General features: G+C 56.4%; 18 protein-coding genes. 8 read left to right on the forward strand and 10 right to left on the reverse strand.

Annotated features, from left to right (window positions below; translation table 11 throughout):
- Window positions 1-64: 64 nt before the first annotated feature.
- From HG66A1_RS17520 to HG66A1_RS17530, 3 genes are all read right to left on the reverse strand, one after another.
- Window positions 65-937, reverse strand: coding sequence for a dihydroorotate dehydrogenase electron transfer subunit (locus tag HG66A1_RS17520; protein ID WP_145186723.1), 873 nt, complete (start codon window positions 935-937; stop codon window positions 65-67).
- A 38-nt stretch (window positions 938-975) separates the two neighbouring features.
- Window positions 976-1962 (reverse strand): pseudouridine synthase, encoded by a 987-nt coding sequence (locus HG66A1_RS17525; RefSeq protein ID WP_197993529.1) that lies wholly within the window; start codon window positions 1960-1962, stop codon window positions 976-978.
- A 114-nt stretch (window positions 1963-2076) separates the two neighbouring features.
- Complete coding sequence (locus tag HG66A1_RS17530; protein WP_145186726.1) at window positions 2077-3129, reverse strand: sigma-70 family RNA polymerase sigma factor; 1053 nt, start codon at window positions 3127-3129, stop codon at window positions 2077-2079.
- A gap of 666 nt (window positions 3130-3795) precedes the next feature.
- On the opposite strand from HG66A1_RS17530, the gene aceE reads away from it, so the two are divergent.
- The 4 genes from aceE (at window position 3796) to HG66A1_RS17550 (ending at window position 10562) form a co-directional block, all read left to right on the forward strand.
- Window positions 3796-6489 (forward strand): pyruvate dehydrogenase (acetyl-transferring), homodimeric type, encoded by a 2694-nt coding sequence (gene aceE / locus HG66A1_RS17535; protein WP_145186728.1) that lies wholly within the window; start codon window positions 3796-3798, stop codon window positions 6487-6489.
- A 70-nt stretch (window positions 6490-6559) separates the two neighbouring features.
- Complete coding sequence (locus tag HG66A1_RS17540) at window positions 6560-7882, forward strand: 2-oxo acid dehydrogenase subunit E2 (protein ID WP_145186731.1); 1323 nt, start codon at window positions 6560-6562, stop codon at window positions 7880-7882.
- Between the two features lie 59 nt (window positions 7883-7941).
- Complete coding sequence (lpdA, locus tag HG66A1_RS17545; protein ID WP_145186734.1) at window positions 7942-9369, forward strand: dihydrolipoyl dehydrogenase; 1428 nt, start codon at window positions 7942-7944, stop codon at window positions 9367-9369.
- A 92-nt stretch (window positions 9370-9461) separates the two neighbouring features.
- Entirely contained in the window at window positions 9462-10562 is a 1101-nt protein-coding gene (locus tag HG66A1_RS17550; RefSeq protein WP_145186737.1) for a hypothetical protein, read from the forward strand.
- On the opposite strand, the gene bioA is transcribed toward HG66A1_RS17550, so the two are convergent.
- From bioA to argH, 5 genes are all read right to left on the reverse strand, one after another.
- Complete coding sequence (gene bioA, locus HG66A1_RS17555) at window positions 10563-11930, reverse strand: adenosylmethionine--8-amino-7-oxononanoate transaminase (protein ID WP_145186739.1); 1368 nt, start codon at window positions 11928-11930, stop codon at window positions 10563-10565.
- 105 nt (window positions 11931-12035) lie between these two features.
- The gene (locus HG66A1_RS17560) at window positions 12036-13028 is read right to left on the reverse strand and encodes a malate dehydrogenase (protein ID WP_145041745.1); all 993 of its coding nucleotides are present in this window, start codon (window positions 13026-13028) and stop codon (window positions 12036-12038) included.
- Between the two features lie 244 nt (window positions 13029-13272).
- Window positions 13273-14448: a hypothetical protein gene (locus tag HG66A1_RS17565; protein WP_145186741.1), complete on the reverse strand. Its 1176-nt coding sequence runs from the start codon at window positions 14446-14448 to the stop codon at window positions 13273-13275.
- A 96-nt stretch (window positions 14449-14544) separates the two neighbouring features.
- A complete protein-coding gene (gene truA, locus HG66A1_RS17570) occupies window positions 14545-15345 on the reverse strand; it encodes a tRNA pseudouridine(38-40) synthase TruA (protein ID WP_197996642.1) in 801 nt (266 codons plus the stop codon).
- Between the two features lie 33 nt (window positions 15346-15378).
- Entirely contained in the window at window positions 15379-16758 is a 1380-nt protein-coding gene (argH, locus tag HG66A1_RS17575) for an argininosuccinate lyase (RefSeq protein WP_145186748.1), read from the reverse strand.
- A 268-nt stretch (window positions 16759-17026) separates the two neighbouring features.
- Between argH and HG66A1_RS17580 the strand changes: the two genes are divergently transcribed.
- The 3 genes from HG66A1_RS17580 (at window position 17027) to queC (ending at window position 20045) form a co-directional block, all read left to right on the forward strand.
- A complete protein-coding gene (locus HG66A1_RS17580; RefSeq protein ID WP_145186751.1) occupies window positions 17027-17701 on the forward strand; it encodes a hypothetical protein in 675 nt (224 codons plus the stop codon).
- 118 nt (window positions 17702-17819) lie between these two features.
- Entirely contained in the window at window positions 17820-19220 is a 1401-nt protein-coding gene (locus HG66A1_RS17585) for a DUF1501 domain-containing protein (protein ID WP_145186754.1), read from the forward strand.
- A gap of 129 nt (window positions 19221-19349) precedes the next feature.
- Window positions 19350-20045 (forward strand): 7-cyano-7-deazaguanine synthase QueC, encoded by a 696-nt coding sequence (queC, locus tag HG66A1_RS17590; RefSeq protein WP_145186757.1) that lies wholly within the window; start codon window positions 19350-19352, stop codon window positions 20043-20045.
- A gap of 7 nt (window positions 20046-20052) precedes the next feature.
- Here queC and HG66A1_RS17595 read toward each other — a convergent pair whose 3' ends face one another.
- Window positions 20053-21009 carry a nitrilase family protein gene (locus HG66A1_RS17595; RefSeq protein WP_145186760.1) on the reverse strand — a complete coding sequence of 319 codons (957 nt, stop codon included), beginning with the start codon at window positions 21007-21009 and terminating at the stop codon, window positions 20053-20055.
- A gap of 84 nt (window positions 21010-21093) precedes the next feature.
- On the opposite strand from HG66A1_RS17595, the gene HG66A1_RS17600 reads away from it, so the two are divergent.
- Window positions 21094-22578 carry a leucyl aminopeptidase gene (locus HG66A1_RS17600; protein ID WP_145186763.1) on the forward strand — a complete coding sequence of 495 codons (1485 nt, stop codon included), beginning with the start codon at window positions 21094-21096 and terminating at the stop codon, window positions 22576-22578.
- A gap of 17 nt (window positions 22579-22595) precedes the next feature.
- On the opposite strand, the gene HG66A1_RS17605 is transcribed toward HG66A1_RS17600, so the two are convergent.
- The gene (locus HG66A1_RS17605) at window positions 22596-24044 is read right to left on the reverse strand and encodes a right-handed parallel beta-helix repeat-containing protein (protein WP_232106604.1); all 1449 of its coding nucleotides are present in this window, start codon (window positions 24042-24044) and stop codon (window positions 22596-22598) included.
- Window positions 24045-24112 lie beyond the last annotated feature (68 nt).

Genomic DNA, 24112 nt, shown 5'->3' on the forward strand with positions numbered 1-24112 from the left:
TGAAATCAGCCTGAACTATAGGGTTTTCCGTTCAAAACTGTCAATACGAGGTCGCGTTTCGCGTCTAAAATATCAGCTGCTCGGCGTTAAACACGGGCCCTTCTACGCAGGTTCGCCGATAGTCCCAGTCGTCGGCACCGACGCGGACTTTCGCCACACAACTGAAACAGGCGCCAAAGCCACAGGCCATCGGAGTCTCCAGTGACAGCCAGCAGGAAATCCCCGCTTCCCGGGCGAGCTTACTGACCGCTTCCATCATTGGTTCCGGACCACAACAGAAGATCGTTTCGGGAGGTGCAGCGCTTTCAATCCGCTGCTTGAGCAGTTCGGTGACATAGCCGGCATGTCCAAACGAGCCATCATCGGTAGCTACTTCGACTTCCAGCCCATCGAGGCGAAAATCATCCAGCCCTGCCAGGTATGCTTCCGAACGAGCCCCGTAGAGCAGGCTCACCCGTTCGGGAAACGCTTCCAGTTTCCGCGCTGGTTCACCATACGTACGTTGTCCCAGTGCTTCCCGGGCGGTCGCCAGAAACGGCGTCTGTCCGATCCCTCCCGCCACCATGACCAGCGAACCGGAACCGGGCTGCGGGAAGCCATTCCCCAGCGGTCCCCAGATTTCGACCTGATCACCGGGTTGCCAGTGCGTCATGCGGGACGTCAGTTTTCCAACCACCACATAACCAAAGTCCAGTCCGATCGGCTGTCCCGCTTCGTCCAGGCAGGTATCGTAGAGTGCGAAGGGACGCCCCAGCAGCGGATCGTTCACGCCCGGCTCGCGGACCATGAAGAACTGGCCCGGCAGAATCACCCGCGCAATTTCGGGACAGTGAATTCGCAGCCGCCAGGTATCCTTTGCCATCTGGACCTGTTCGGTGACGGTCGCTGCCAAATACTGGGGGGTTGCACAATCGCTGAATGCGTGAGTCTCTGTCATGTTTGCTTTCCTTGCCGGCGCTCAGTGGTGCCCGTTCATCAATCGCCGATAATACGGCGTCCAGTAGACTTCTTCTGAGCGGGTTTCTTGGGAACCGCAGAGGCCCCTCGTTTTCCTTTATTGCCGACAGACCGTTTTTTTCCACCTGTCTCTTTGTCTGAAATATTTTTTCCCGCACCACGCCGGGCCGGTTTTCCACGACTGGGAGCCGCTTTCTTCTTGCTTTTGCGTTTGCGGAGATCGGGGGAATGCTGCTCATTCAGCATCTCCCGCAGTTTTTTAAGTTCGGTATCCGACAGCCGTCGGTATTCGCCCGATTTGAGTTTCCCCAGGTTCAGCGGACCAAAGCGGACGCGAATCAGCTGCATGACTTTATGGCCGATCCTGGCCATCATTCGCCGGATCTCACGGTTCTGTCCTTCGTGCAGCGTCATTTCCAGAAAGGTACTTTTCCCCTGCTTTTTCAACGGTTTTAAACCGGAAACGCGGAAGACACCTTCTTTGAACCGCACCCCTTTTCGCAGTTCGTCCAGCTTTTCCCGAGTCGGATGACCGGCGACCTGCACATGATAGGTTCGTGCGACGCGATAACGCGGATGCGCGAGACGCTGAGCCATCGCACCGTCATTGGTCACCAGCAGCAGGCCTTCACTGTTTTCATCCAGCCGACCGACGGTAAACAGCCGCTGCCCTTCGCCGGGAAACAGGTCAATCACCCGTCGCCGTCCCGCCGGATCCTGGTTCGTACAGAGAAAACCGGACGGTTTGTTCAACAGAAAATAACGACGGGGTTCCATCCGGGCCCGCTCGCCATCCACGGTGATGACCTGCGTTTCAGGGTCGATGCGGGCGCCCAGTTCAGTCACGATCTCCCCGTCGACGGTCACGCGTCCGGTTTCGATGTACTCTTCACAATGACGACGGGAACCCAGACCGGTCGCTGCCAGATATTTCTGCAAACGAATCAGGTGGCTGTCGTCTGTGGGGGAATCGGATTCGGACGGGGTGGGGTTATCGGAACTCATGATCTTTCAACTATGGTAAAATTTTCAGGTCAAAGCAGGCCTGCTGGCCGCGTACCTTATACCACAGCGGAGAGATGATACCAATTATGCAGAACCGATTTCTTGGCAGGGAACTCAAAGGATTTCAGAAATATCCGGTATTTCCAGACTCTGCTCCTCAATCACGTCCCGCATCCGCTGCAGCGAGCGGATGGTCAGTTGACGCACCCGTTCGGTACTCACGCCGAAGTCTTCCGCAATTTCGCGGAACTTTTCAGGCACCTCGGCCGGCGGCAGTCCAAAACGACGTTTGAGAATCTGTTGCTCGCGTTGGCCCAGGGAACACAGTACCTGTTCGAGGACCTGTTCAATCGACTTATGATAGGTTTCCTGCGAACGCATAGTCGAACGAATATCACTGAGGCCCAAGGCGAGGGTCTCAGCCCCGTTGACAAAGTTCTTGCGGTACTTTCGCCCTTTTTTCGTAGTACGAAACAGATAATTTCGCACTGCCCAGGTTCCGTAAGTACTGAACCGGTTACCGCGATCGATATCGAAAATCTCCACCGCCCGAATCAAAGGCATATAGCCGTCACTGACAATATCTTCGAATGAATTTGCCCGATCGGTCAGATTTTTGGCAATCGAGACCACCAGCCTCAAATTCGCCTGAATGATGTAGTCCCGCAGGCTGTTCGCATCTTTCAGTTTCTGCTCGATCCGGTCCAGCACACCAACGCAGGGTGCTTTGAGATCAACCTGTTTTTGCAGCATCGCCGCTCGATACTTCAGATAATTCATCCCGCGGAAGAGAATGATTTCCTGCTCTTTGCTCAACAGGGGAACCGCATACAGACGCGTCTGCAGCAGACCCGCATCGCTGGTCAGGTCATCCTCGGTATCCGGCTTAAGTTCCGCACAGAGTTGCTGCAGGGGAATCAGCACCTGATCCATGGCTTCGGGTTGATCGAAGCGTTCGCTGTGAACGTACTCGATTTCTTTTGAGTACAGACGCTCAGCACGAGCCTGTAATTCACGTGTCACACAGACTTTTCGCATCCGCGCCGCCTTTTTGACCGCCAGCAGTTCGCACTGGCAGGACTGCGACTGGTCCAGGTGCACAGCACGTTCGCCCAGATCGGAAAATGTGTCCAATTCTGATGCGGGATAACTTGGTTCGTATGACATATATCCGAGACTCACTGAGAGAAATTTTCTGGCATATCGATTCTGTAAAACAGAACCTGCGGGTCCTATCTTAGAGAATTGGATCCAATAAAACAATTTTAACAATCTAAATTGCTTAAATTGGACAATTTTTATACAGACGTTTCACATCGATTATGACTGATGTATTTTATTCCCATCCCGAGCACACATTAACACAAGCACACAGGAACACCACTCGAAATTCCAGTCAGACTCACGCCCTCTCACCTCAAAAGCCGATCATATCAACAGGGATACTCTTCCCGGCCCGCCTGAAAACCCACGAAAAACCTGCCTCATTTCCTTCAAAAAGCCTGTCTCCGGCGCCGTCTCAGCTATATATGACGTTTGCTATGTCTATTAAAGAGTTTAGACCGGTTGCTATCACTCGCAAAACCGAGGGAAATCAGCTAACATTTCGATTAACGAGATCAGTCACCGCTTTCGCGATGTATTCCAATCTGAATCTGCGGCGGGATGGCCTCAAAAAAGCCCCGGTTTAGTTCCCTTAACAGCGGTGCATTCCTAGAATTGTTTTATTACTCAGCTGCGTGATTTCTTCCAGATCGTGAACTGGTTAGTGATCTGAGAGAAGTTACGCTCAACGAACGAATATACTCAGTCAGGTTGAAAGAACCTTATCTCATGGCAGAACAGACAGTTACAGGTGCAGTGCCTGGAGTCGATCCGGCAGAACTGGAAGAATGGTTTGAGTCACTGGATGATCTCATCATCCGCTATGGAAAGGAACGCGTACAACACGTTCTGGCTACTCTTCAGGAACGTGCCTATCGTCAAGGCGTGACGATGCCTTTCACTGCCAATACGCCTTACATCAACACCATTCCGCAGGATGATCAGCCTCTCTTCCCCGGCAACCGGGAAATCGAGCGGCGGATCAAAAGTATCATCCGCTGGAATGCGATGGCGATGGTCGTTCGTGCCAACAAAGATCATGACGGCATCGGCGGTCACATCTCTACCTACGCGTCTGCAGCCACACTCTGGGAAATCGGATTCAACCACTTCTTCCACTCTCGGACAGAAGACCATTCCGGAGACGTCGTCTACTTCCAGGGTCACGCTTCTCCCGGTGTCTATGCCCGTGCCTTTGTCGAAGGACGACTGACCGAAGAAAACCTGCAGCGGTTCCGCCAGGAACTCCCGCGCGGTGGTGGACTCTCTTCCTACCCGCACCCCTGGCTCATGCCTGACTTCTGGCAGTTCCCCACCGTATCGATGGGCCTCGGTCCCATCATGTCCATCTACCATGCCCGCTTCCTGCGTTACCTGCACAACCGCGGCATTATGGATACATCACAGTCGAAAGTCTGGTGTTTCGTTGGTGACGGGGAAACTGATGAACCCGAAACCCTGGGTGCGATTACCCTCGCCTCCCGCGAGCATCTGGACAACCTGATCTTCGTCATTAACTGTAACCTGCAGCGTCTGGACGGACCGGTTCGCGGGAACGGAAAGATCATCCAGGAACTCGAAGCCGCCTTCCGCGGTGCCGGCTGGAACTGTCTCAAAGTCATCTGGGGCAGCGACTGGGATCCCCTGCTCTCCGAAGACGAAGACGGCCTGCTCGTCAAACGCATGGGCGAAGTCGTCGACGGTCAGTATCAGAAATACGTCGTCGAATCCGGGTCTTACATCCGCGATCACTTCTTCGGCGAAAACCCCGAACTGCTCAAGATGGCCGAGCATCTCTCTGACGAACAGATTAAGAAGATGAACCGTGGCGGTCACGATCCGGAAAAAGTTTACGCTGCCTTCAAAGCAGCCACGGAACACACCGGTTCGCCTACGGTCATTCTCGCCAAAACCATCAAAGGCTACGGTCTGGGTGAAGCCGGTGAAGGCCGCAACGTGGCTCACAACGTGAAAAAAGCCAACGAAGAAGAACTGCGCGACTTCCGCTCCCGCTTCGGTATTCCCATTCGCGACGAAGACGTCAAGAACACACCGTTCTACCGTCCCGAAGAAGGCAGCCCCGAAATGCAGTACCTGCAGGAACGGCGGAAAGAACTCGGCGGTTACCTGCCCGAACGGAAACCCACGGAAGAACGCCTGGAAACTCCCACGCTCGAATCGCTGGGCAAGTTCATGGACTCCATGGCCGGCAAAAAAGGTTCTACCACCGGTGCCCTGGGCATCCTGCTGGCCACCCTGCTCCGTGACAAAGTCGTCGGCAAACGTATTGTGCCGATCATCCCCGACGAAGCCCGTACCTTCGGTATGGAAGGCCTCTTCAAGCAGTGCGGTATCTATGCCAGCCAGGGACAATTGTACGAACCGGTCGACCGCGATCAGCTGATGTACTACAAGGAAGCTAAAGACGGCCAGATCCTCGAAGAGGGGATCAACGAAGCCGGTGCGATTTCCTCGTTCATCGCTGCAGGAACCGCGTACTCGAACCAGGGCGTGAACATGATTCCGTTCTACGTCTACTACTCGATGTTCGGCTTCCAGCGTGTTGGCGATCTCGTCTGGGCCGCCGCTGATTCCCGTACCAAGGGCTTCCTGCTCGGCGGTACTTCCGGCCGCACCACCCTCAACGGAGAAGGTCTGCAGCACCAGGACGGGCACAGCCACATCATGGCTTCTACCGTTCCCACCCTGCACGCCTACGATCCTGCTTACGCTTACGAGCTGGCGGTCATCATTCAGGACGGCATGCGACGCATGTATCAGGAAGGCGAAGAGATCTTCTACTATCTCTCCGTCTACAACGAAAACTACGAAATGGCTCCGATGCCCGAGGGCGACGACGTCGTCGATGGGATCATCAAAGGGATTTATAAATTCCGTTCTCTGGAAGCCGACAAACCAGCCGTCGACGCTCGTCCGCAGCTGTTCGGCAGTGGTCCGATTCTCCGCGAAGTACTGCGAGCCCAGGAAATCCTGGCCGAGAAATACCAGATCGCTACCGATGTCTGGAGCGTCACCAGCTACAACGAGCTGGCCCGTGACGTGAAAGATGCGGAACGTTACAACCGTCTGCACCCTGATGCAGAACCGCAGAAATCCTTCCTGGAAACGACCTTTGAAGGCGTCGCAGGCCCCTTCATCGCTTCCAGTGACAATATCAAAATTGTCGCCGACCAGATCCGTGAAGGTATCCCCGGTAACTACTGTGTACTGGGAACCGATGGCTTTGGTCGCAGCGAAACCCGTGAATCGCTCCGCCGTCACTTCGAAATTGACGCGGAAAACGTGGTGCTGGCAACACTCGTCGAACTGGCCGACGAAGGCAAGTTCGATAAATCGAAGTTAGCCGCCATCATCCAGGACCTGGGTATCGATCCGGAGAAAGTCAATCCCCGGCTGGCCTGATCCCGGTGCACCTGACCCAGTGACAACGGTTCAAACCAAACATTACCATCATCAGATAGAACGATAAGACATGGCTACTGAATTTAAACTTCCAGAAGTAAGCGAGGGCGTGGAAACCGCCGATGTCGGACAGATCTCTGTTGCCGTCGGCGATACCGTCGAACAGGGACAGCTCCTGATGGACATCGAGACCGACAAAGCGGTCGTCCCTCTTGAATCTCCTTATGCAGGCGTGATCAAAGAACTGAATGTCTCCGAAGGGGACTCCGTCGCAATCGGCACCGTGCTGCTCTCCATTGATGAATCCAATGGCGCAGCTCCTGCTAAGGAAGAAGCCAAAGCAGAAGCGCCAGCTGAAGCAAAAGAGGAAAAGCCAGAACCGGCAGAATCCAAATCGGCTCCCGCAGCGGAAAGCAAACCGGAACCGACACTGTCTGCACCTGCCAAGTCGCAGCCTCAACCGGCTGCCGGATCTTCCGACGACAAAGCTCCTGCACCGGCAGGTCCCGCGACCCGGAAAATGGCCCGCAAACTGGGTGTCGATCTCTATAAGGTCGCCGGCTCCGGCCCCGGTGGTCGTATCACTCAGGAAGATGTCGAAAACTACGTCAAGAACCTGATCGCCAACGGCGGTTCCTCAGGCGGCGGTGGTGGCATTGCTGTACCGCCCCTGCCCGACTTCAGTCAGTTCGGCGAAATCGAACGCAAGAAGCTCAACAAGCTCTCACGCGTTTCTGCCCAGAACCTGAGTCTTTCCTGGCAGGTCGTGCCCCACGTCACTCAACATGACCTGGCGGACATCACCGATCTGGAAACGGCCCGTAAGCTCTTTATCTCCAAACCCAAGTACTCCGGTCCCAAGGTCACCATGACCGCCCTGGCGATGAAAGCCATCGCCATCGCGCTGCACGAGTTCCCCGTCTTCAACTCCAGCTTCGATACGGAAACAGAAGAGATCATCTACAAGCAGTACATCAATATCGGCGTCGCCGTCGATACCGAAAACGGCCTGGTTGTTCCCGTGGTCAAAGATGTTGATAAGAAAAACATCATCACCATTGCCAATGAAATGAACGAACTGGCCGTCAAGGCCCGTGATCGTAAACTGGAAATGAGTGACATGCAGGGCGGCACCTTCACCATCACCAACCTGGGTGGCCTCGGTGGTACCTCGTTCACACCGATTGTGAACTATCCCGAAGTCGCCATTCTGGGCATGTCCCGCTCACGCCATGAATTCCAGCTGATCGACGACAAACCGGTTTCGCGGCTCATGCTGCCCCTGTCGCTTTCCTACGATCACCGGGTGATCAACGGTGCCGACGCTGCACGCTTCATCGTGCGACTCTCCGGCCTGCTGTCTGATCCGTTCAACCTGCTGGTCGACTGCTAAGCCCCGAGACATTGCTACCACGTTAAAGCATCAATAGACAAAGAAAGTTAATGCACATTATGTCTGGATCTGCAACCAGAGAAACCGATATTGTTGTCATCGGCGGTGGTCCCGGCGGTTACCCGGCAGCGTTTGACGCCGCCGACAAAGGGTTCAAAGTCATCATGGTCAACGACGACGTCGCCCCCGGCGGCGTCTGCCTGAACCGGGGCTGCATCCCTTCCAAGGCGCTGCTGCACGTGGCCAAGCTGATCAACGAAACCAGGGAATCCTCTGATTGGGGCATCACCTTCGAAAAACCGAAGATCGACCTCGACAAGCTTCGCGAATTCAAAGAGAAAGTCGTCACCCAGCTGACCGGCGGCATCGGACAACTCGCAGGAGCCCGCAATGTCGAAATCGTCAAAGGCTTCGGTCGCTTCAAAGATTCTCACACCGTCGAAGTCACCAGACACGACGGCACCACGGAAGCAATCGGCTTCAAGTATGCCATCGTTGCCACCGGTTCTTCCCCCGCGGTTCCCCCGGTCTTCGATCTTGATGATCCCCGGATCATGGATTCCACCGGAGCCCTGGAACTGGCCGACATCCCCGAAAAACTGCTGGTTGTCGGCGGCGGCTACATCGGCCTGGAAATGGGCAGCGTCTACGCCGCCCTGGGTTCAGAAGTCACTGTCGTTGAAATGACAGGCGGCCTGCTCCCCGGGGCCGACCGCGATCTGGTCAAACCGTTGCAGAAACGACTCCAGGAAAGTTTTGCTGCCATTCACCTGAATACCAAGGTCGAAAAACTGACTCCCACCGATGACGGCATCGTCGCTGACCTGAGCGGTGAAGGAGTCGAGCCACAGCAGACCTTCGACCGCGTGCTGATCTCGATCGGCCGACGTCCGAACAACAAAGGCATCGGACTGGAACACACAAAGCTCGAACTCGACGAGCGTGGTTTCATCAAGAACGATTCCAATCAGCGGACCGCCGAATCCCACATCTTCGCCATCGGTGATATCGCCGGCGAACCGATGCTGGCTCACAAAGCAACCCGCGAAGCCAAAGTCGCCGTGGAAACCATCGCCGGTGAACCAGCCGAATTCGATAACATCGCGATTCCCGCGGTCGTCTTCACCGATCCGGAACTGGCCTGGTGTGGCGTCACTGAACAGGAAGCGAAAGATCAGGGACTGGATGTCGAAATCACCCGCTTCCCCTGGGCCGCCTCCGGTCGTGCTCAGACCCTGGCCCGCACGGAAGGGCTCACCAAAATCATTTTCGATAAGAAAAAAGGACGCGTACTCGGTGTCGGCATTGTCGGTCCGGGCGCAGGCGAACTGATCGCCGAAGGGGTGCTGGCCGTTGAGATGGCTGCCGTCGCCGAAGATGTCGCCGAGAGCATTCACGCTCACCCGACTCTCTCGGAAACCCTGATGGAAGCCGCTGAAAGCTTCCTCGGTCAGGCGACTCACATGTACCGACCGAAACGAAAGTAAACATTGAACAGGGCAGCATTTGACACTTCAGAGTCTGACTGTCGAATGCCTGCCTGCCAACGGGAACTTAACTCAAGAAAGGGCGTTTCTGCATGCGATTTCACAATCGATCTTCAACGCCCTCTTACTTCAGTCGCCGGGACCAGGTCCGGCTCTTTCGCCTGGTGGCCGCCCTCGGAGTGATCCTGCTGGCGATCCTCTACGCCTCCCGCGAATCAACCTGGTACTGGCTCACCGGTCCCCCGACAGAGCAGCGTCAGGGAGAGCAACAACTCGATCCCGATCGCGACGTCGATTACAACGTCAAAGAAGACTCAGCCCTCAGACCGGGCGAGTTCCGCTCCCAGCCGGAACCGGAAGTGGATATCCCCGAGTCGGTCAATCCGCAGCTGGAAAACGGCGAATACGACGTTCGCGTCGATCCTCGTCTGCTCAAACAGGTCACCGACAGTGTTTCGGGCATCCGGCCCTATGAAGCCAATGCCCTGTATTATCTCCTCGCGAAAGCAGCGTCGATTCCGCAGAACGTCCTCGAACGCTCCGCCGAACCCGCACCTCCGTTCGTCGTGCTCATGAACGAGTCCAGTAAATACCGGGGCGAACTGATGACCGTCAAAGGTCAGCTCAAACGCCTGGTGCCTCTCAAGCCGGAAGAGAATAAGTTCGGCATCAAAACCCTCTACGAAGGCTGGTTCTTTTCCAAAGATTCGGGCACCCATCCCTGGCGATTTCTCTGCACGCAGTTACCCGAGGGGATTCCCACCGGTCCTGATCTCCAGGAGATGCCTTCCGTCCAGATCACAGGTTATTATTTCAAGAAGTACGGCTACCCCTCTCAGGCAGGTAAGCTGCAGACGGCGCCCCTGTTGATTGCAGGCCAGATCCGCTGGTTCCTTGCCTCCGAGACGCCACAGGCTCCCAGCTCTTCCGGAGCCGTGAAATACATCGTCATTCTGTTTCTGGTGATCAGCATCACCCTCGCTTTTCTGATCTGGCGTTTCACCATCAACGACCAGGAATTTGCCCGCAGCAAGACGGCCAAGCTGATGGAACGTCCCGACATGTCGATGGACGATCTGAAAAACATCAAAACCGTCGATATCGGCGAGGTGCTCAAACAGCTCGGAGAGCAGGCGGATTCAGACTCAACCGATAAGCCCGGCAAACCCGACCCCGACTCTGACAAACCCTGATCAGGCTACCTGCAGGCTGATTGCTTTATCGATGGCCGCAAACACCACATCGCACAACTCGTGGATCTGCGCGGCCGGCATGCCTGGCGCTGGCATCAGAATCACCACGTCTCCCAGAGGTCGAATGATAACACCCTGCTCACGCGCTGCCAGGGTCACCTGGTGTCCCATGCGGCGGTCGGCAGGAAAGGCTTCCCGGGTTTCCCGGTTCGCCACCAGTTCGATCCCCACCATCGTCCCTTTGTGACGAACTTCTCCCACGTGCGGATGGTCTTTCAACTCCGCCAGCCGTTCTGCGAGAATCTGTTCGTTCGCTTTCACATTCTCCAGCGTGTTCTGAGAATCGAACAGCTCCAGCGTCGCCAGAGCGGCCGCACAGGCCAGGGCGTTCCCGGTGTAAGTATGCCCGTGGTAAAACGCATTGTAGTCGGTATGCTCACCTTCAAAGGCAGCCGCGATTTCATCGGTAGTCATCGTCACCGCCAGGGGCAGATAGCCGCCTGTAATCCCTTTGGCCAGGCAGAGGAAATCGGGCGTCACCCCTTCCTGCTCGCAGGCGAACATGGTCCCCGTGCGTCCCAGTCCGACTGCCACTTCGTCAGCAATCAACGGAATGCCATAGCGGGTCGTGAGTTCCCGTACCCGTTTCAGATAACCGGGCGGATGCATCTGCATGCCGGCGGCTCCCTGCACCAGCGGCTCGATCACAAACGCCGCCAGTCGTGTATGGTTTTCTGCCAGCAGTCGTTCCAGTTCCGCGTAGCAGTGTGCGTGATAGTCAGCTTCGCTCATCCCTTCAGGACGATGATACGCCGCCGGACAGGGCATCTGCACCGAATGGAACAGCAGCTTCCCGAAGATCTCGTGGAAAATGGAAATCCCGCCCACACTCACCGAACCGATTGTGTCGCCGTGATAAGCGTGCTGCATGCAGGCGAACAGATCCCGCGACTGAGCATCGGGGTTAGGCTTCTGATTGTGATACTGGAACGCCATCTTGAGGGCGATCTCCACTGCGGTGGAGCCACTGTCCGAGTAAAAGACTTTGGTCAGCCCTTCCGGCGCCCGTTTAACCAGCTCTCCCGCCAGCTCGATGGAGGGCACACTTCCCAGCCCCAACAGCGTGGAATGGGCGATGCGGTCGAGTTGATCCCGGACTGCCTGATCCAGTTCCGGCACACGATGCCCGTGCACGTTACACCACAGTGAAGAGACGCCATCCAGGTAGCGTCGTCCTTCGACGTCGATCAGGTAAAACCCGTCCCCGGATTCAATCAGGGGGACGTTTTCTGCACGATGCCCCCGCATCTGGGTAAACGGATGCCAGAGGTGTTCGTTATCGATTTGGCGTAATTCTTCAGGCTGCATGAGCGTCTCACATCGAGAATTCAGAAAAAACAGTAAGTGTAAAAAGAGAAAGAGCCACGCCGGGAGATCGTGACTCTTTCACTAAGACTGAAACGCGAAACCGAATTACTCCGGCAGCAGGTCGCGAACGACGTCCCGCTCTTCCCGCAGTTCCTGCAGGGTCGCGTTGAATTTCTCCATAGCGAAGTCATCGTGCTCGATGCCTTCGACGATCTTCCAGGTGTTGCCGTCGCTGGTCAGCGGGTAACCGAAGATCAGACCTTCATCCACACCGTAGCTGCCATCGCTGCAGACAGCAGCACTGAAGCTTTCGCCCAGCGGGGTAGGAGTGATAATGCTCTTGATCGTATCCAGGGCAGCATTCGCAGCGGAAGCGGCACTGGAAGCACCACGGGCCTGGATCACAGCCGCACCACGCTTCTGGACGGTTTCGATGAACTCGCCCCGCAGCCAGTCGTGATCTTCGATGATTTCCGGAACTGGTGTGCCGTGAATGGTCGCGTGGTAGAAGTCCGGGAACTGAGTCGCGGAGTGGTTACCCCAGATATTCATGTTCTTGATTGCGGTCACAGGCTGACCCGATTTTTTGGCGATCTGGGTGACGGCCCGGTTTTCGTCCAGACGGGTCATCGCGTACCAGCGATCGCGGGGAACCTTGGGAGCATTGGCCATTGCGATCAGGCAGTTCGTGTTACAGGGGTTTCCGACAACCAGAACCCGCACGTCATCGGCAGCGGCGTTCTGAATCGCCTGACCGGTGCTGGTGAAGATCGGACCGTTAACGCGGATCAGATCGCCCCGCTCCATACCTGCTTTACGCGGTACACTGCCCACGCAGATCACGAAGTTACAGTCAGCGAAAGCGTCTTCCAGATGATCACTGTCTGCTTTAACGACACCGGCCAGGGTCGGGAAAGCACAGTCTTCCAGTTCCATTTCCACCCCGTCCAGAGCGGACAGAACCGGAGGAACTTCGACCAGATGCAGGATTACCGGCTGATCGGGGCCAAAGATCTGCCCGGAAGCCAGACGGAATAACATAGCGTAACCAATCTGGCCAGCTGCCCCGGTAACTGCAACTCGAATCGGATGATTCATCTCTTTATCGCTCCTTAACTTATGAATGTGGCTCAGTGAACCTGTCTCCAGGTGGAAGTTCGCAGATTTATTCTGTTTTTTGTACCTCCACACTGCCGGATCGGCAACCGACTGAGGGCATCAGTTTCCAATTTCTGAAGACTCGTCGCAAATGCGATGCTCCCGCGCGTCACAGCCTGTGAAAATAGACGATTTCTACCCGTTCTGACCCCAGACGAACACGATCCTTGCCGGACCCAATCGATCATTGATTGAACAGATAAGCGCCTCCGCCGATGCCCAGGGCAGCCGCCAGGCAGGCCAGCGTAATTTTGATCCAGCTGTAAGGCCGCTCTCCGTTCACTTCCCCCGTCGCTGCATTGACGGCCACCTGGTACAGTTTGCCTTTATACTTGTAGCTCATCAGCCAGAGAGGCAACAGCAGATGTTTATAGGTAATCGCATCATACTGGCTCTGCACCGTATCCACCCGTTGGGTGTCCCCGCCAATCCTGCTGCAGACTTCCGAATACAGGGCATCGTCCATCCGCTGCTTCCCCAGCACAAATCCGTCTTTGAGCTCAACATCGTATGTCCGTGCCGTAAAGCCCGCCAGATACGCGTGTTTGAAGGGGACCAATAGATGCATGGGAAACGGTTCCAGCGCCCGAATCAGCGGTCGCGGCAGTCCCCATGATGCCAGAATTACCACATCGTCAAAGAAACGCTGAAAGTTGCCGGAGGCGGGATACCAGCGGGTCCTGCGTTCGCGCCGTCGATTCTTCCCGGTCCCGACCGTCACGTAATAATATTCGCCCCGTTGTCCGGAGTAATAGGTGCTCGTCAGGCTGTCAAAAGTGAAGTAAGGCAGATAGACGCCGTGAAACTGACCTTCGGCCCCCTTCTCCACAAAATCGTTTGGTGCAAACCAGAGTGACTTCACCCAGGCCTTGAGATTCAGCCGCGATCGACCTTCATCCACCTGGAACGGCAGCACCGCATCCACGGGCACCCGCTTCTCCGAGGTGTGCACTTTATCCAGCTGAATCGGCGAGGCACAGTAGGGACATTCCGAACTGGTCAGCGTTCCGACAAAGCGGAGTGTCGCCCCACAACTTTCGCAGCGGACCTCCTGCTCTTCCTCGTTTTCCACATCTAACTGCTGTTCGCGCAGCTCCTGCAGATGGGCCAGCATCCCGTAGAAATCCTGCTCTTCGATTTCCTTATCAGGATCGATGCCGATCACTTTTTCAAACCCGCAATGCTGGCACTTCAGCTTCTGGGTATGGATATCGAAAGTCAGATCAGACCCGCAGCCTTCGCAGGGGAAGATATGCCCCTTTTCGCCATCAATCCGCTCTCCTTCTTCCCCGAACGGCTCTTCGAGAAAGATCGGCTCATCAGCATCATGCGGAGGCAGAGGCGGTGGTTGCGGACTCATAATTCCCTTTTGGTCTGATTAAAACACGTGTTGGCGATCACCGGTCAGTGGTTCAACGTCAATTCAGGACGCCTGGATTAATCTACTTTGAAAAAATCAGTCGCCGTAGTCAACCTGAACCAGATAGAGACCGCTCGCTGGCGCCGTAGCTCCCGCCTGGGAACGATCCATCGACTCGACAATCTCCCGCACTTTCTCGGGAGACCAGCGTCCCACGCCTACCTCGAACAGGGTCCCCACAATCGCCCTCACCATATTGTACAGAAAGCCGTCCGCGACAATATCGACCGTAATAAACTCCGCCGGCGAATTCGAGGCACTTTGTGACAGCCCGGGATTCGCGCCCCACACCGGCCAGACCGAAGTCCGCTGTACCGTCAGTTCCTTCACCGTCCGTATGCTTGTCGCCTTGTTCGGGAAATGCGATTCAAAGCAGCGGAAATCATGTTTGCCTAAGAGATGCTGGCCCCCGACATGCATCTGCTCCGCATCCAGCGGCCGCCCGAACTCACAGACATACCGCTTCAGAAACGGAAAGCTGACGCTGCTGTTATGAATCACATAGCGATACCGCTTTTGTACCGCCGAGTATGTCGCGTGAAAGTCCGGAGCAACCTCGGCCACTTCCCGAACACAAATGCTGTCCGGCAGAAACCGCTGCAACCCCGTCTGGAGATTCTTGCAGGGAATCTTCGACTCGGTCTGAAAACTGGCCACCTGCCCCAGCGCATGCACGCCGGCATCGGTGCGTCCCGCGACCAGTACTCCGGTTTTCTGCTGTGTCAGCTTTTCGATCGCCGCTTCCACGCAGCTCTGGACCGAAACACCGTTCGGCTGGACCTGCCAGCCCGCATATTCCGATCCGTCATAAGCCAGTGTCAGTTTGATATTTCTCATGACCATTGCTTCGTCGGCACCAGTCAGTCTGACTTAGAGACCGAGCTTCTCTTTCCAGTAAGCGGTCTGCTCCTGTACCGGCTTTTCGCCCCCCGAACCAAAGCTGCAGAGTGCCGCCATCGCGTTCCGGGCGCCCAGCACCTGGTAGATATCCTCTTCGATATCGGGACACGCCTGCTGCAGTTCTTCCAGAGACAAATCTGCCAGCCGGATACTCCGCGATTCACACAGCGACACCAGTTTCCCGACGATCCCGTGCCCGGTCCGCATCGGCGTTCCTTTTTTGATCAGGTACTCCATCAGGGCAGTCGCATCGAGGAAGCCGTCTTCCAGCTTGGCGTTGATCGTCTCGACCTGCAGTTCCGCCCCTTCGACCATCGCAGCCGCCAGCTCCAGACAGGCGGCGACTGTGTCGTAAGCGTCGAACATTGCCAGCTTGTCTTCCTGCATGTCCCGGTTGTAGGCCATCGGCAGACCCTTTAACAGCACCAGTGTCTGCTGCACATCGGCAATCGGTCGGGCCGACTTACCGCGGATCAGTTCCAGCACATCCGGGTTCCGCTTCTGTGGCATGATGGACGACCCCGTGGTGAAGGCATCGGGCAGCTTGATGAAGCCGAACTCAGTCGAGAACCAGGCGATCCATTCTTCGGCCCAGTTACTCAGGTGTGTGGCGATCATCGCCATGCAGAAACAGAATTCAGCCAGGTAGTCGCGGTCACTCGAGATATCCAGACTGTTCCGGGCTACGTCAGTGAATTCCAGCAGTTCCGCAGTAAAGTGCCGGTCAATTGGCAACGAGCTTCCCGCCAGTGCCGCCCCGCCCAGCGGAGAAACATTCACACGGGTAAGACAGTCGGCCAGTCGCTGACGATCCCGGTCGAACTTCTCGCAGTAAGCGAGCCAGTAATGAGCGGCTTTGACCGGCTGTGCCCGCTGCAGGTGAGTAAAGCCGGGCAGCACCTGATCGGCGTCACGCTCACAACGCTCGACGAACGCCACCTGCAGATCCTTGAGCAGGCTGTCAACCCGTTCGATGGCACCCCGGGTATAAAGCTTGAGGTCGGTCGATACCTGGTCGTTCCGGCTGCGGCCAGTGTGCAGTTTGCGACCGATGTCGCCGATCCGTTCGATCAACGCACTTTCGATGTGCATGTGGATGTCTTCGAGTTCAAAACGGAATTCGAATTTCCCGTCAGCGATCTCGGCACCGATCTGATCCAGCGTTTCCACGATCTGCCGGCTTTCGTCAACCGTGATCAGTCCCACTTTGGCCAGCATCTGGGCGTGTGCCTGCGAGCCCTGGATATCAACAGCCGCCAGCCGACTGTCAAAACTGATTGATTCCGTAAACGCTTCAACGCGGGCATCGGTCTGCTGTTGAAATCGTCCTCCCCAGGCTTTTGCGGCCACGGTCTGTCTCCACTGCAAGTCGTTAAAATAGTTCGGTTTCGCTCGGGCTCCGCATTCTCAAAGAGCCCTGCATAGGCAGAGTAATCTGCCAGACAGCATCCATCAAGCCGCCCACGCGCCCGGAGCCCGAATGACGCCATAATTTATCCCTTTTTCCGCATCGCAGCGGGAAATATGTTGGTAAATGGTCCAAAGGCCCCTCTAGGATGGAAAGTTGAGTCACTCTCTTTTGAACACGAGTCAATAACCTGAAGTCCTCCAAAGAGCCATGAAACTGAACCTGACACTAACCCTCGTCTGCGCCGCCCTGCTGAGTGGCAGCCTGCTGCAATCTAGCCGGGCCGCAATTGAAGCCCCGAAACCCAAACTGACGGACACAGAAAAGACTCCGCAACTCAAAGCACCAGGCAAAGCCGCTTCGGCCGATACCTGGACCATCGAGATCACTCCTGCCCCGGGCTTGAATTCCTATGCGACAAAAAAAGTTCAGGTTCCCCTGCAGCAAACGCAGACAGCCTCAGCCGAGAACACTGCTGATACCATCGTGATTGTGCCTCGTGACATTCCCCAGATTCCTGAGCAGGAATGCGAGCACTGCAAAGCACCGCACCGTTCCATTCAACGGATGGCGGCCCAATACGGTTTCGGCAGCTGGCCCCTGGCCTCCAACGGCTATTTTGCCAATCTGCAATCCGTGCCGGCCCTCTACATGTATAGTGACCTGATTCGCTCCAACTGGTTCGGTTCTCCTTATCGCGGTCACACTTTTTACTACAACGGTTATCGTCCCTCGTTCCGCTTTGGCTCGCTGCAGTACCGCGGCTTCGGGAATTATGACCGCATGTACAACCCGCGGGTCATCCCCTTCGGATATCAGTATTCCGGCGCCCGCGATTACTACCGGATTCTGGCCCTGACATCGATGCTGGCCAACCTTCCCTGATTGATCTGATTTTCAGGCAACAGCACGACTGCTCTGGATCACATGCATTTTCGTTGATATAATCAGCCACAGCTCTTGAGTTCTCCGTCACTCCCAGCCATTCCAGGGGGCCCGCGTGATGACTGAAATGACTACGGGTGGCATGTGTGCGCCACACCTGCTGAATCGACGACAGGCGATGCAGATCGGCGTCGGTCTGTTCGGCCTGAATCTGCCGCAGTTACTCCAGGCGAAACAGTCCGACGGCAAAGAATCGGGTAAGCAGGACATCTCCTGTATCTTCATCTTCCTGGCAGGTGGTCCGAGTCATTTTGAGACCTTTGATCCCAAGCCCGATGCCCCCGCCGAAATCCGTGGCCCGTGGAAACCGATCGACACCAACGTACCCGGCATTCAAATCTGTGAGAAGCTCCCCCTGTTGGCGCAACGGATGGACAAGGTCGCGCTGATCCGTTCCTGGCAGGGAAAGAGCGGCTCACACAGCACCGGCTCTCAGCATGTCGCCAGTGGATTCAAACCGACGGGCAAACAGTATTTCCCCAACTTTGGTTGTCTGGTTTCGGCCCTGTACGGCAGCCGCGTTCCCGGCGTCCCACCCCATCTGGGCCTGCCGGTCGCCGCCCGATATACCGATCCTCCCGGCTACCTGGGCACCGCTTTTTCCGCCTTCGATCTCAAAGGGGATCCCAGCAAACCGGAAATGGAACTGGGGGGCCTGAACCTGTCACAGGTCCGTTTCGAAAACCGCCTGGAAATGCTCTCGCAGCTGGAAAACCTGAGTCGCCTGCAGGAGATTCAGAACTCGCAGTTCGAATCGGTCGACAAATTCACCGACGAAGCCATCGCCATGCTGACCAGCGGCGCAATGCAGAAAGCAGTGAACCTCGAAGAAGAACCGATACAGACCCGCGAGCGCTACGGCGATAACATTTACGGGCGACGCGTCCTGCTGGCCCGGCGCCTGGTGGAAGCGGGAGCCCGCTTCGTAACGATCAACCAGGCCGTCCAGGGCGGCCTGTTCGGCAATGCCAAAACCAATGGCACCTGGGATAACCACGGCTGGCTCTTCGATTCGATGATGACCTTCTCCAAACCGCCCGCAGACCTGCCCAAAGGCAAACGCTGGCACAGCTATGCCGGCCCCGGAAACGTTCCTCAACTGGACATGTCGCTCTCTGCTCTGCTGGACGACCTGGATGAGCGGGGACTACTCGACACAACTCTGGTTGTCGCGATGGGTGAATTCGGACGCACACCGAAAATCAACGCCACCGCTGGCCGCGATCACTATCCCAATGCAGGTAGTGTCCTCATGGCAGGCGGACCGGTGCAACGAGGAACAGTGATTGGAGCCACCGACCGCAATGGAAGTCTGCCCAGCACGCGTCCCTGGCGTCCCGAGGACTTTGCCACCTCCATTTATCACGCGCTGGGCATCGACGCCCACCAGACCTATTTCCCCCGGCTCGCCCGCCCCACGCCAGTCGCTGCTGGTGAACTGATCGAAGGCCTGTTCTAAGTCGGATTACGGAAATTCAACCTGGGAACCAGAAATCAGGCGTGTATTTCAGCCCAGCGATTGCATCCGTCTACCACTCCTGCTAGGTTTCACTTTTTAAGCGCACGATCTCTGCAGGAGTGTTTTTTTATGTCATCCGCTGCCCCCCGCGCCGTTGTGCTCGTCAGTGGCGGTCTCGATTCCGCGACCACGCTGGCCATCGCCGCCGATGCCGGTTTTGAACTGTATGCTCTCTCCTTCGACTACGGACAGCGGCACCGTCACGAGCTGGACGCCGCGAAAAAAGTCTGTCAGGCTTTCGATGCACAACACTTCGTCACTTTCCCGCTGGATCTGCGTGTCTTCGGTGGCTCGGCACTCACCGCCGACATCGAAGTCCCCAAGGACCGCTCGGATGATGACCTGGAAGCCGGCATCCCCATCACCTACGTCCCGGCCCGGAATACGGTATTCCTCTCGCTGGCACTCGCCTGGGCCGAAACATTGAATGCTTTCGACTTGTTCATCGGCGTGAATGCCGTCGATTACAGCGGCTATCCCGACTGCCGCCCCGAGTTCATCGAGTCGTTCGAGAAAATGGCCAACCTCGCCACCAAATCGGGAGTGGAACACGGCGGGACCTGGAAGGTGCATACGCCATTGATTTCACTCACCAAAGCGGAGATCATCCAAAAAGGGATGGAACTCGGCGTCGATTACGGCCTAACCCACAGCTGCTACGACCCGCTGCCCGATGGCACGCCCTGCGGTCACTGTGACTCCTGCCAGCTCCGCGCCAAAGGTTTCGCGGAAGCCGGCTTTGATGATCCGGCCCTGAAAAAATAATTCGCGTTCAACTGGAGGGCTTCAACTCCCACCCCGGTTGTGTCACGGGAGGTTCCGCAGGAGGCTCCACGAGCTTGCCGTACAGATCGGGACGCCGGGCGCGGATGTAACGTCGCCCACTGGCCTGCGACAGTTTTTCCTCGGTGCACAACGCGATCGCGATGTCATCTCCGAGGTTCGTACACTCGGCGATGATCTCTCCAAACGGATCGAGAATCATCGAAAGGCCCGGCTTGACTTCCTGGTCATCCATGCCGACCGGGTTCGTGAAGATCGCATACACGCCGTTGTCATAAGACCGCGCGGGCAGCCAGCGCATCAGCCAGCCTTTCCCCTTGGGCCCCTGAAATTCCTGTCGCAGCCGTACCGGATCGCGTTCCCGGTTCTCCCACAGTTTCGGATCCACGAGCCCCCGCCCGGGCATCACCGATGGGAGGCAACAGGTCACATGCGGCATAAAGATGATCTCGGCACCCAGCATGGCTGTCATCCGCACGTTTTCGATCAGGTTGTTGTCGTAGCAGATCAAGATCCCACAACGACACCCCCGTAGATCGAAGACCGCGTATTCACTGCCGGAAGAGAGATGCGAATTCACAAACGCATGCAGCTTGCGATAGCGGGCCACCAGTTCATCCCCATCAACACAGACGTACGTGTTATACACGTCCCCCTGATCCTCTTCGAACAGGCCGGCCAGAATGGGCACGCCGACTTCCCGGGAGATTGACATCAGTTCCTGTGTACTCGGTCCGGAAGGCACCGGTTCAGCCAGCGCCAGCAGTTCTTCTTTGGAGAACGATTGCACGAATGTGTAAGCGGGGATACAACATTCATGAAAGCTGACAATCTCAGCCCCCTGGTCGACCGCCTGTTGAGCCAGCTCACGGATTCGCTGCAGATTATATGCCTTGTCTCCGTTACGATGTTCAAACTGGACGGCAGCGATCCTGATGTCTCTCATTGGGTTTTTCCTTCCGATTTGCTATGCTGTGAATTCACCCATCTTAATCTGATGTTTTCCAACGATAAAGGGATTTTAAAACTGATGGCGACACAATTGACGAATGACGCACTCTCCGCAATCGAAGCAGACTGGCTGATTATTCCCCTGGCCGAGGCAGCCCCGCTCCCCGCTGAGGTTTCAAAACTGGACGAAGCGATCGGTGGCCAGATCAGCCGCCTGATCGAAGCTGAAGACTTCACCGGCAAACTGGCGTCGACCGCCACCCTGCTCGGATTAAGCGGCATCAAAACCCCACGCATCCTGCTGGCGGGACTGGGCCCCGCAAAAGACCTCTCGCTGGCAGCGCTGGAAAAATCCCTGATGACCGCCGCCCGTGCCATCTCAATTAAAAAAGAGATCCGCGCCGCGGTCCTGCTCCCCGAAGTGTCAGAAAGCTCACTCTCTGCAGCCCAGATCGCCCGTCAGATCAGCACCGCCATGACCGTCGGTTCGGTGGGACAGGACCTGTACCGGGCCGAACCCGGCCGCTTCCCCTTCCAGGAAGTGTCGATCGCGGGCGCAGACTCTGCTGAAGTTCAGCAGGCGATCACAGAGGGATCGATCCTGGGCGAAGCCGTTAACCTGGCACGCGAAGTGGTCAACCGTCCCGCCGGCGATATCTTTCCGGTCAGCTTTGCCGACAAGGTTTTGGAAGTCGCGAAGGAATGTGGCCTGGAAGCAGAGATCCTCGACGAAAAACAACTGGCAGATGAAAAGATGGGCTCCATGCTGGCCGTCGCCCAGGGCAGTGATCAGCCTCCCCGCCTGGCGATTCTGAAACATCAGGGCGGCGCTGCCTCCGCTCCTACGCTGGCCCTGGTCGGCAAAGGGGTGACCTTCGACAGCGGCGGACTTTCACTCAAGCCCAGTGACGGCATGAAGACCATGAAATGCGACATGGGTGGTGCAGCCGCGGTCCTCGGCGCGATGACGGCGATTGCCCGCCTCAAGCTGCCCGTGAATGTCGTGGGCTACATGGGACTCGTGGAAAACATGGTCAATGGATCGTCTTACAAACTGGGTGACGTCCTCACAGCCCGGAACGGCAAGACCATTGAAGTTCTCAACACCGATGCCGAAGGACGCCTGGTTCTGGCCGACGTCCTCACGCTGGCTGTCGACCGCGGGGCCTCGAATCTGATCGATCTCGCCACCCTGACCGGAGCCTGTGTCGTCGCCCTGGGTGAAGATGTAACCGGCGTCTTCTCTAACACCCCGGCCTGGTCTCAGGCGGTTCAGGACGCCGCCAAAACCACCGGTGAATCGGTCTGGGAAATGCCCATGTTCCCCGAGTTTGGCGAGCAGCTGAAAAGCGACGTTGCAGACCTGAAAAACGTCGGTCTTCGCTGGGGTGGTGCCATCACCGCCGCCAAGTTCCTGGAAAACTTCGTCAGCGAAACCCCGTGGGTCCACCTCGATATCGCAGGCCCGGCTTTCGCTTCAGCCAATCTGCCTCACCGTGAAGGTGGCGCTACCGGCTGCATGGTTCGCACCCTGGTAGAAGTTGCCCGCGAGTACAAAGGCTAAGCAAAAGACAGCAGAGGTTACTCTTCGGATTCTCGTTCCAGCGCCCCCAGGTCACTCAACGATGCTGCGGGGCGTTGTTTCATTCCCCGGGGGCCTTTGAACTCCTGTTTTACGGGGAAATTTGCTTTGACAGCTTCCGGTAGAGCGCCCGCTTTATTCAGGCAGGCGGACTTGGCAGTGAGGAAGAACAGGTTCTTCTCTTCGTCCTGAAATCCCGGATCGGCACCGGAATGGATTTCGTCTTCCGCACTGACCTTGCCGAAGCGAGTAGAGTGCGCGGCTTTCCAGCCCCGTTTGATCCAGTTATGACTCAGACTCGCGGTTCCCTCTTCATCAAGAATCGCCAGGCTGCTGCCATCATGCGAGGTATAAAGAATGTTATTCCGGCAGTCCAGGTGTTCGCTCGCGGTTGACAGACGCACCAGCGTAGTGGACGCCCGCCGGGAAACCATCGTGTTGTTGTAGAGAAACAATGTCCCCTTGCGATAATTGTCTTCGTCGCCGCTGTCGCCGCCGTAGTGAATCATCTGCGTGTTTGAATCTTCCTTGCGTTTCACCAGCACATTGCCGTACACATAGGTAGAGCGGTAGCGTGGATCAAAGCGAATCGTATCGCTGCCCTCGGCATCGACCAGATCGAGTTGACGGTTGCCGCTTTCAATCCAGTTGTAGCGCACGACCAGGCCGGCAGAGCGATCTTTGAGATTGTTCCCCAGGCAGTTTTCGCGAAGCGGACCGAGGTAGTTCCCCTGAAAGATCATCCCGGCGGCTTCAGTATAAACGTTGTGTTCGTAATAGCTGTCGGCGATCCCGTTATGATAGATCGCACAGTTCTCGACGAGGATCTCTTTTGAGTCGGGGGCGATAAACAGACCGTTGCCGCAATCGTGCAGGAAGCAGTTGCGGATCGTAATGTGTTCCCCTTTTTCAATGAAGATCGCCGCGGCATTCTGAAAATACTTCTGCAGTCCGTCCGAACTGAAATAGAAGAAGGAGGGACGCGCACTGCGGATGTCGAGGTTTTCGATCACAATGTGTGCGGGCATCGTATCGGCTGGATCGCGGGCACCACCAATTTTGATGATCCCCCGCTGTTCGCCCCAATAGCGGAGCTGCGGTCGCGTGACGGCCCGCCGACCATCGATGACAGGCAGATCCCCTTTGTCGGAGGGGATGCCTTTGATAACAATCGGCTTCGCCTGCGTCCCCCGGCGACAGAGTACCCATTTACTTCGATAAGTCTGCGCCCGCCAGTGAATCTGGACCTCATCCCCCGGAGAAAGACTCTCCCAGGGAACTTTTTCCAGCAGAGTATACTTTTTATCGGGGCCTACTTCGTAAAGTTCCGCCTGACACTCCGTCGCCCTGGCAGAAACCAGAACCACTATGAAGCATGCCAGCAGACAGTTCAGAAGTCGAACAGACAGAGAACCGGTTCCCTGCATTGGAGTTTCAGTTCGCTGCACGGCAGGGTCCCTTCCCTTTCGGATCTGTTCTCAACTCAGGCCGGCACGTTCATTGTTGATCGACGACC

The sequence above is a fragment of the Gimesia chilikensis genome, assembly GCF_007744075.1.
GTDB classification, from domain to species: domain Bacteria; phylum Planctomycetota; class Planctomycetia; order Planctomycetales; family Planctomycetaceae; genus Gimesia; species Gimesia chilikensis_A.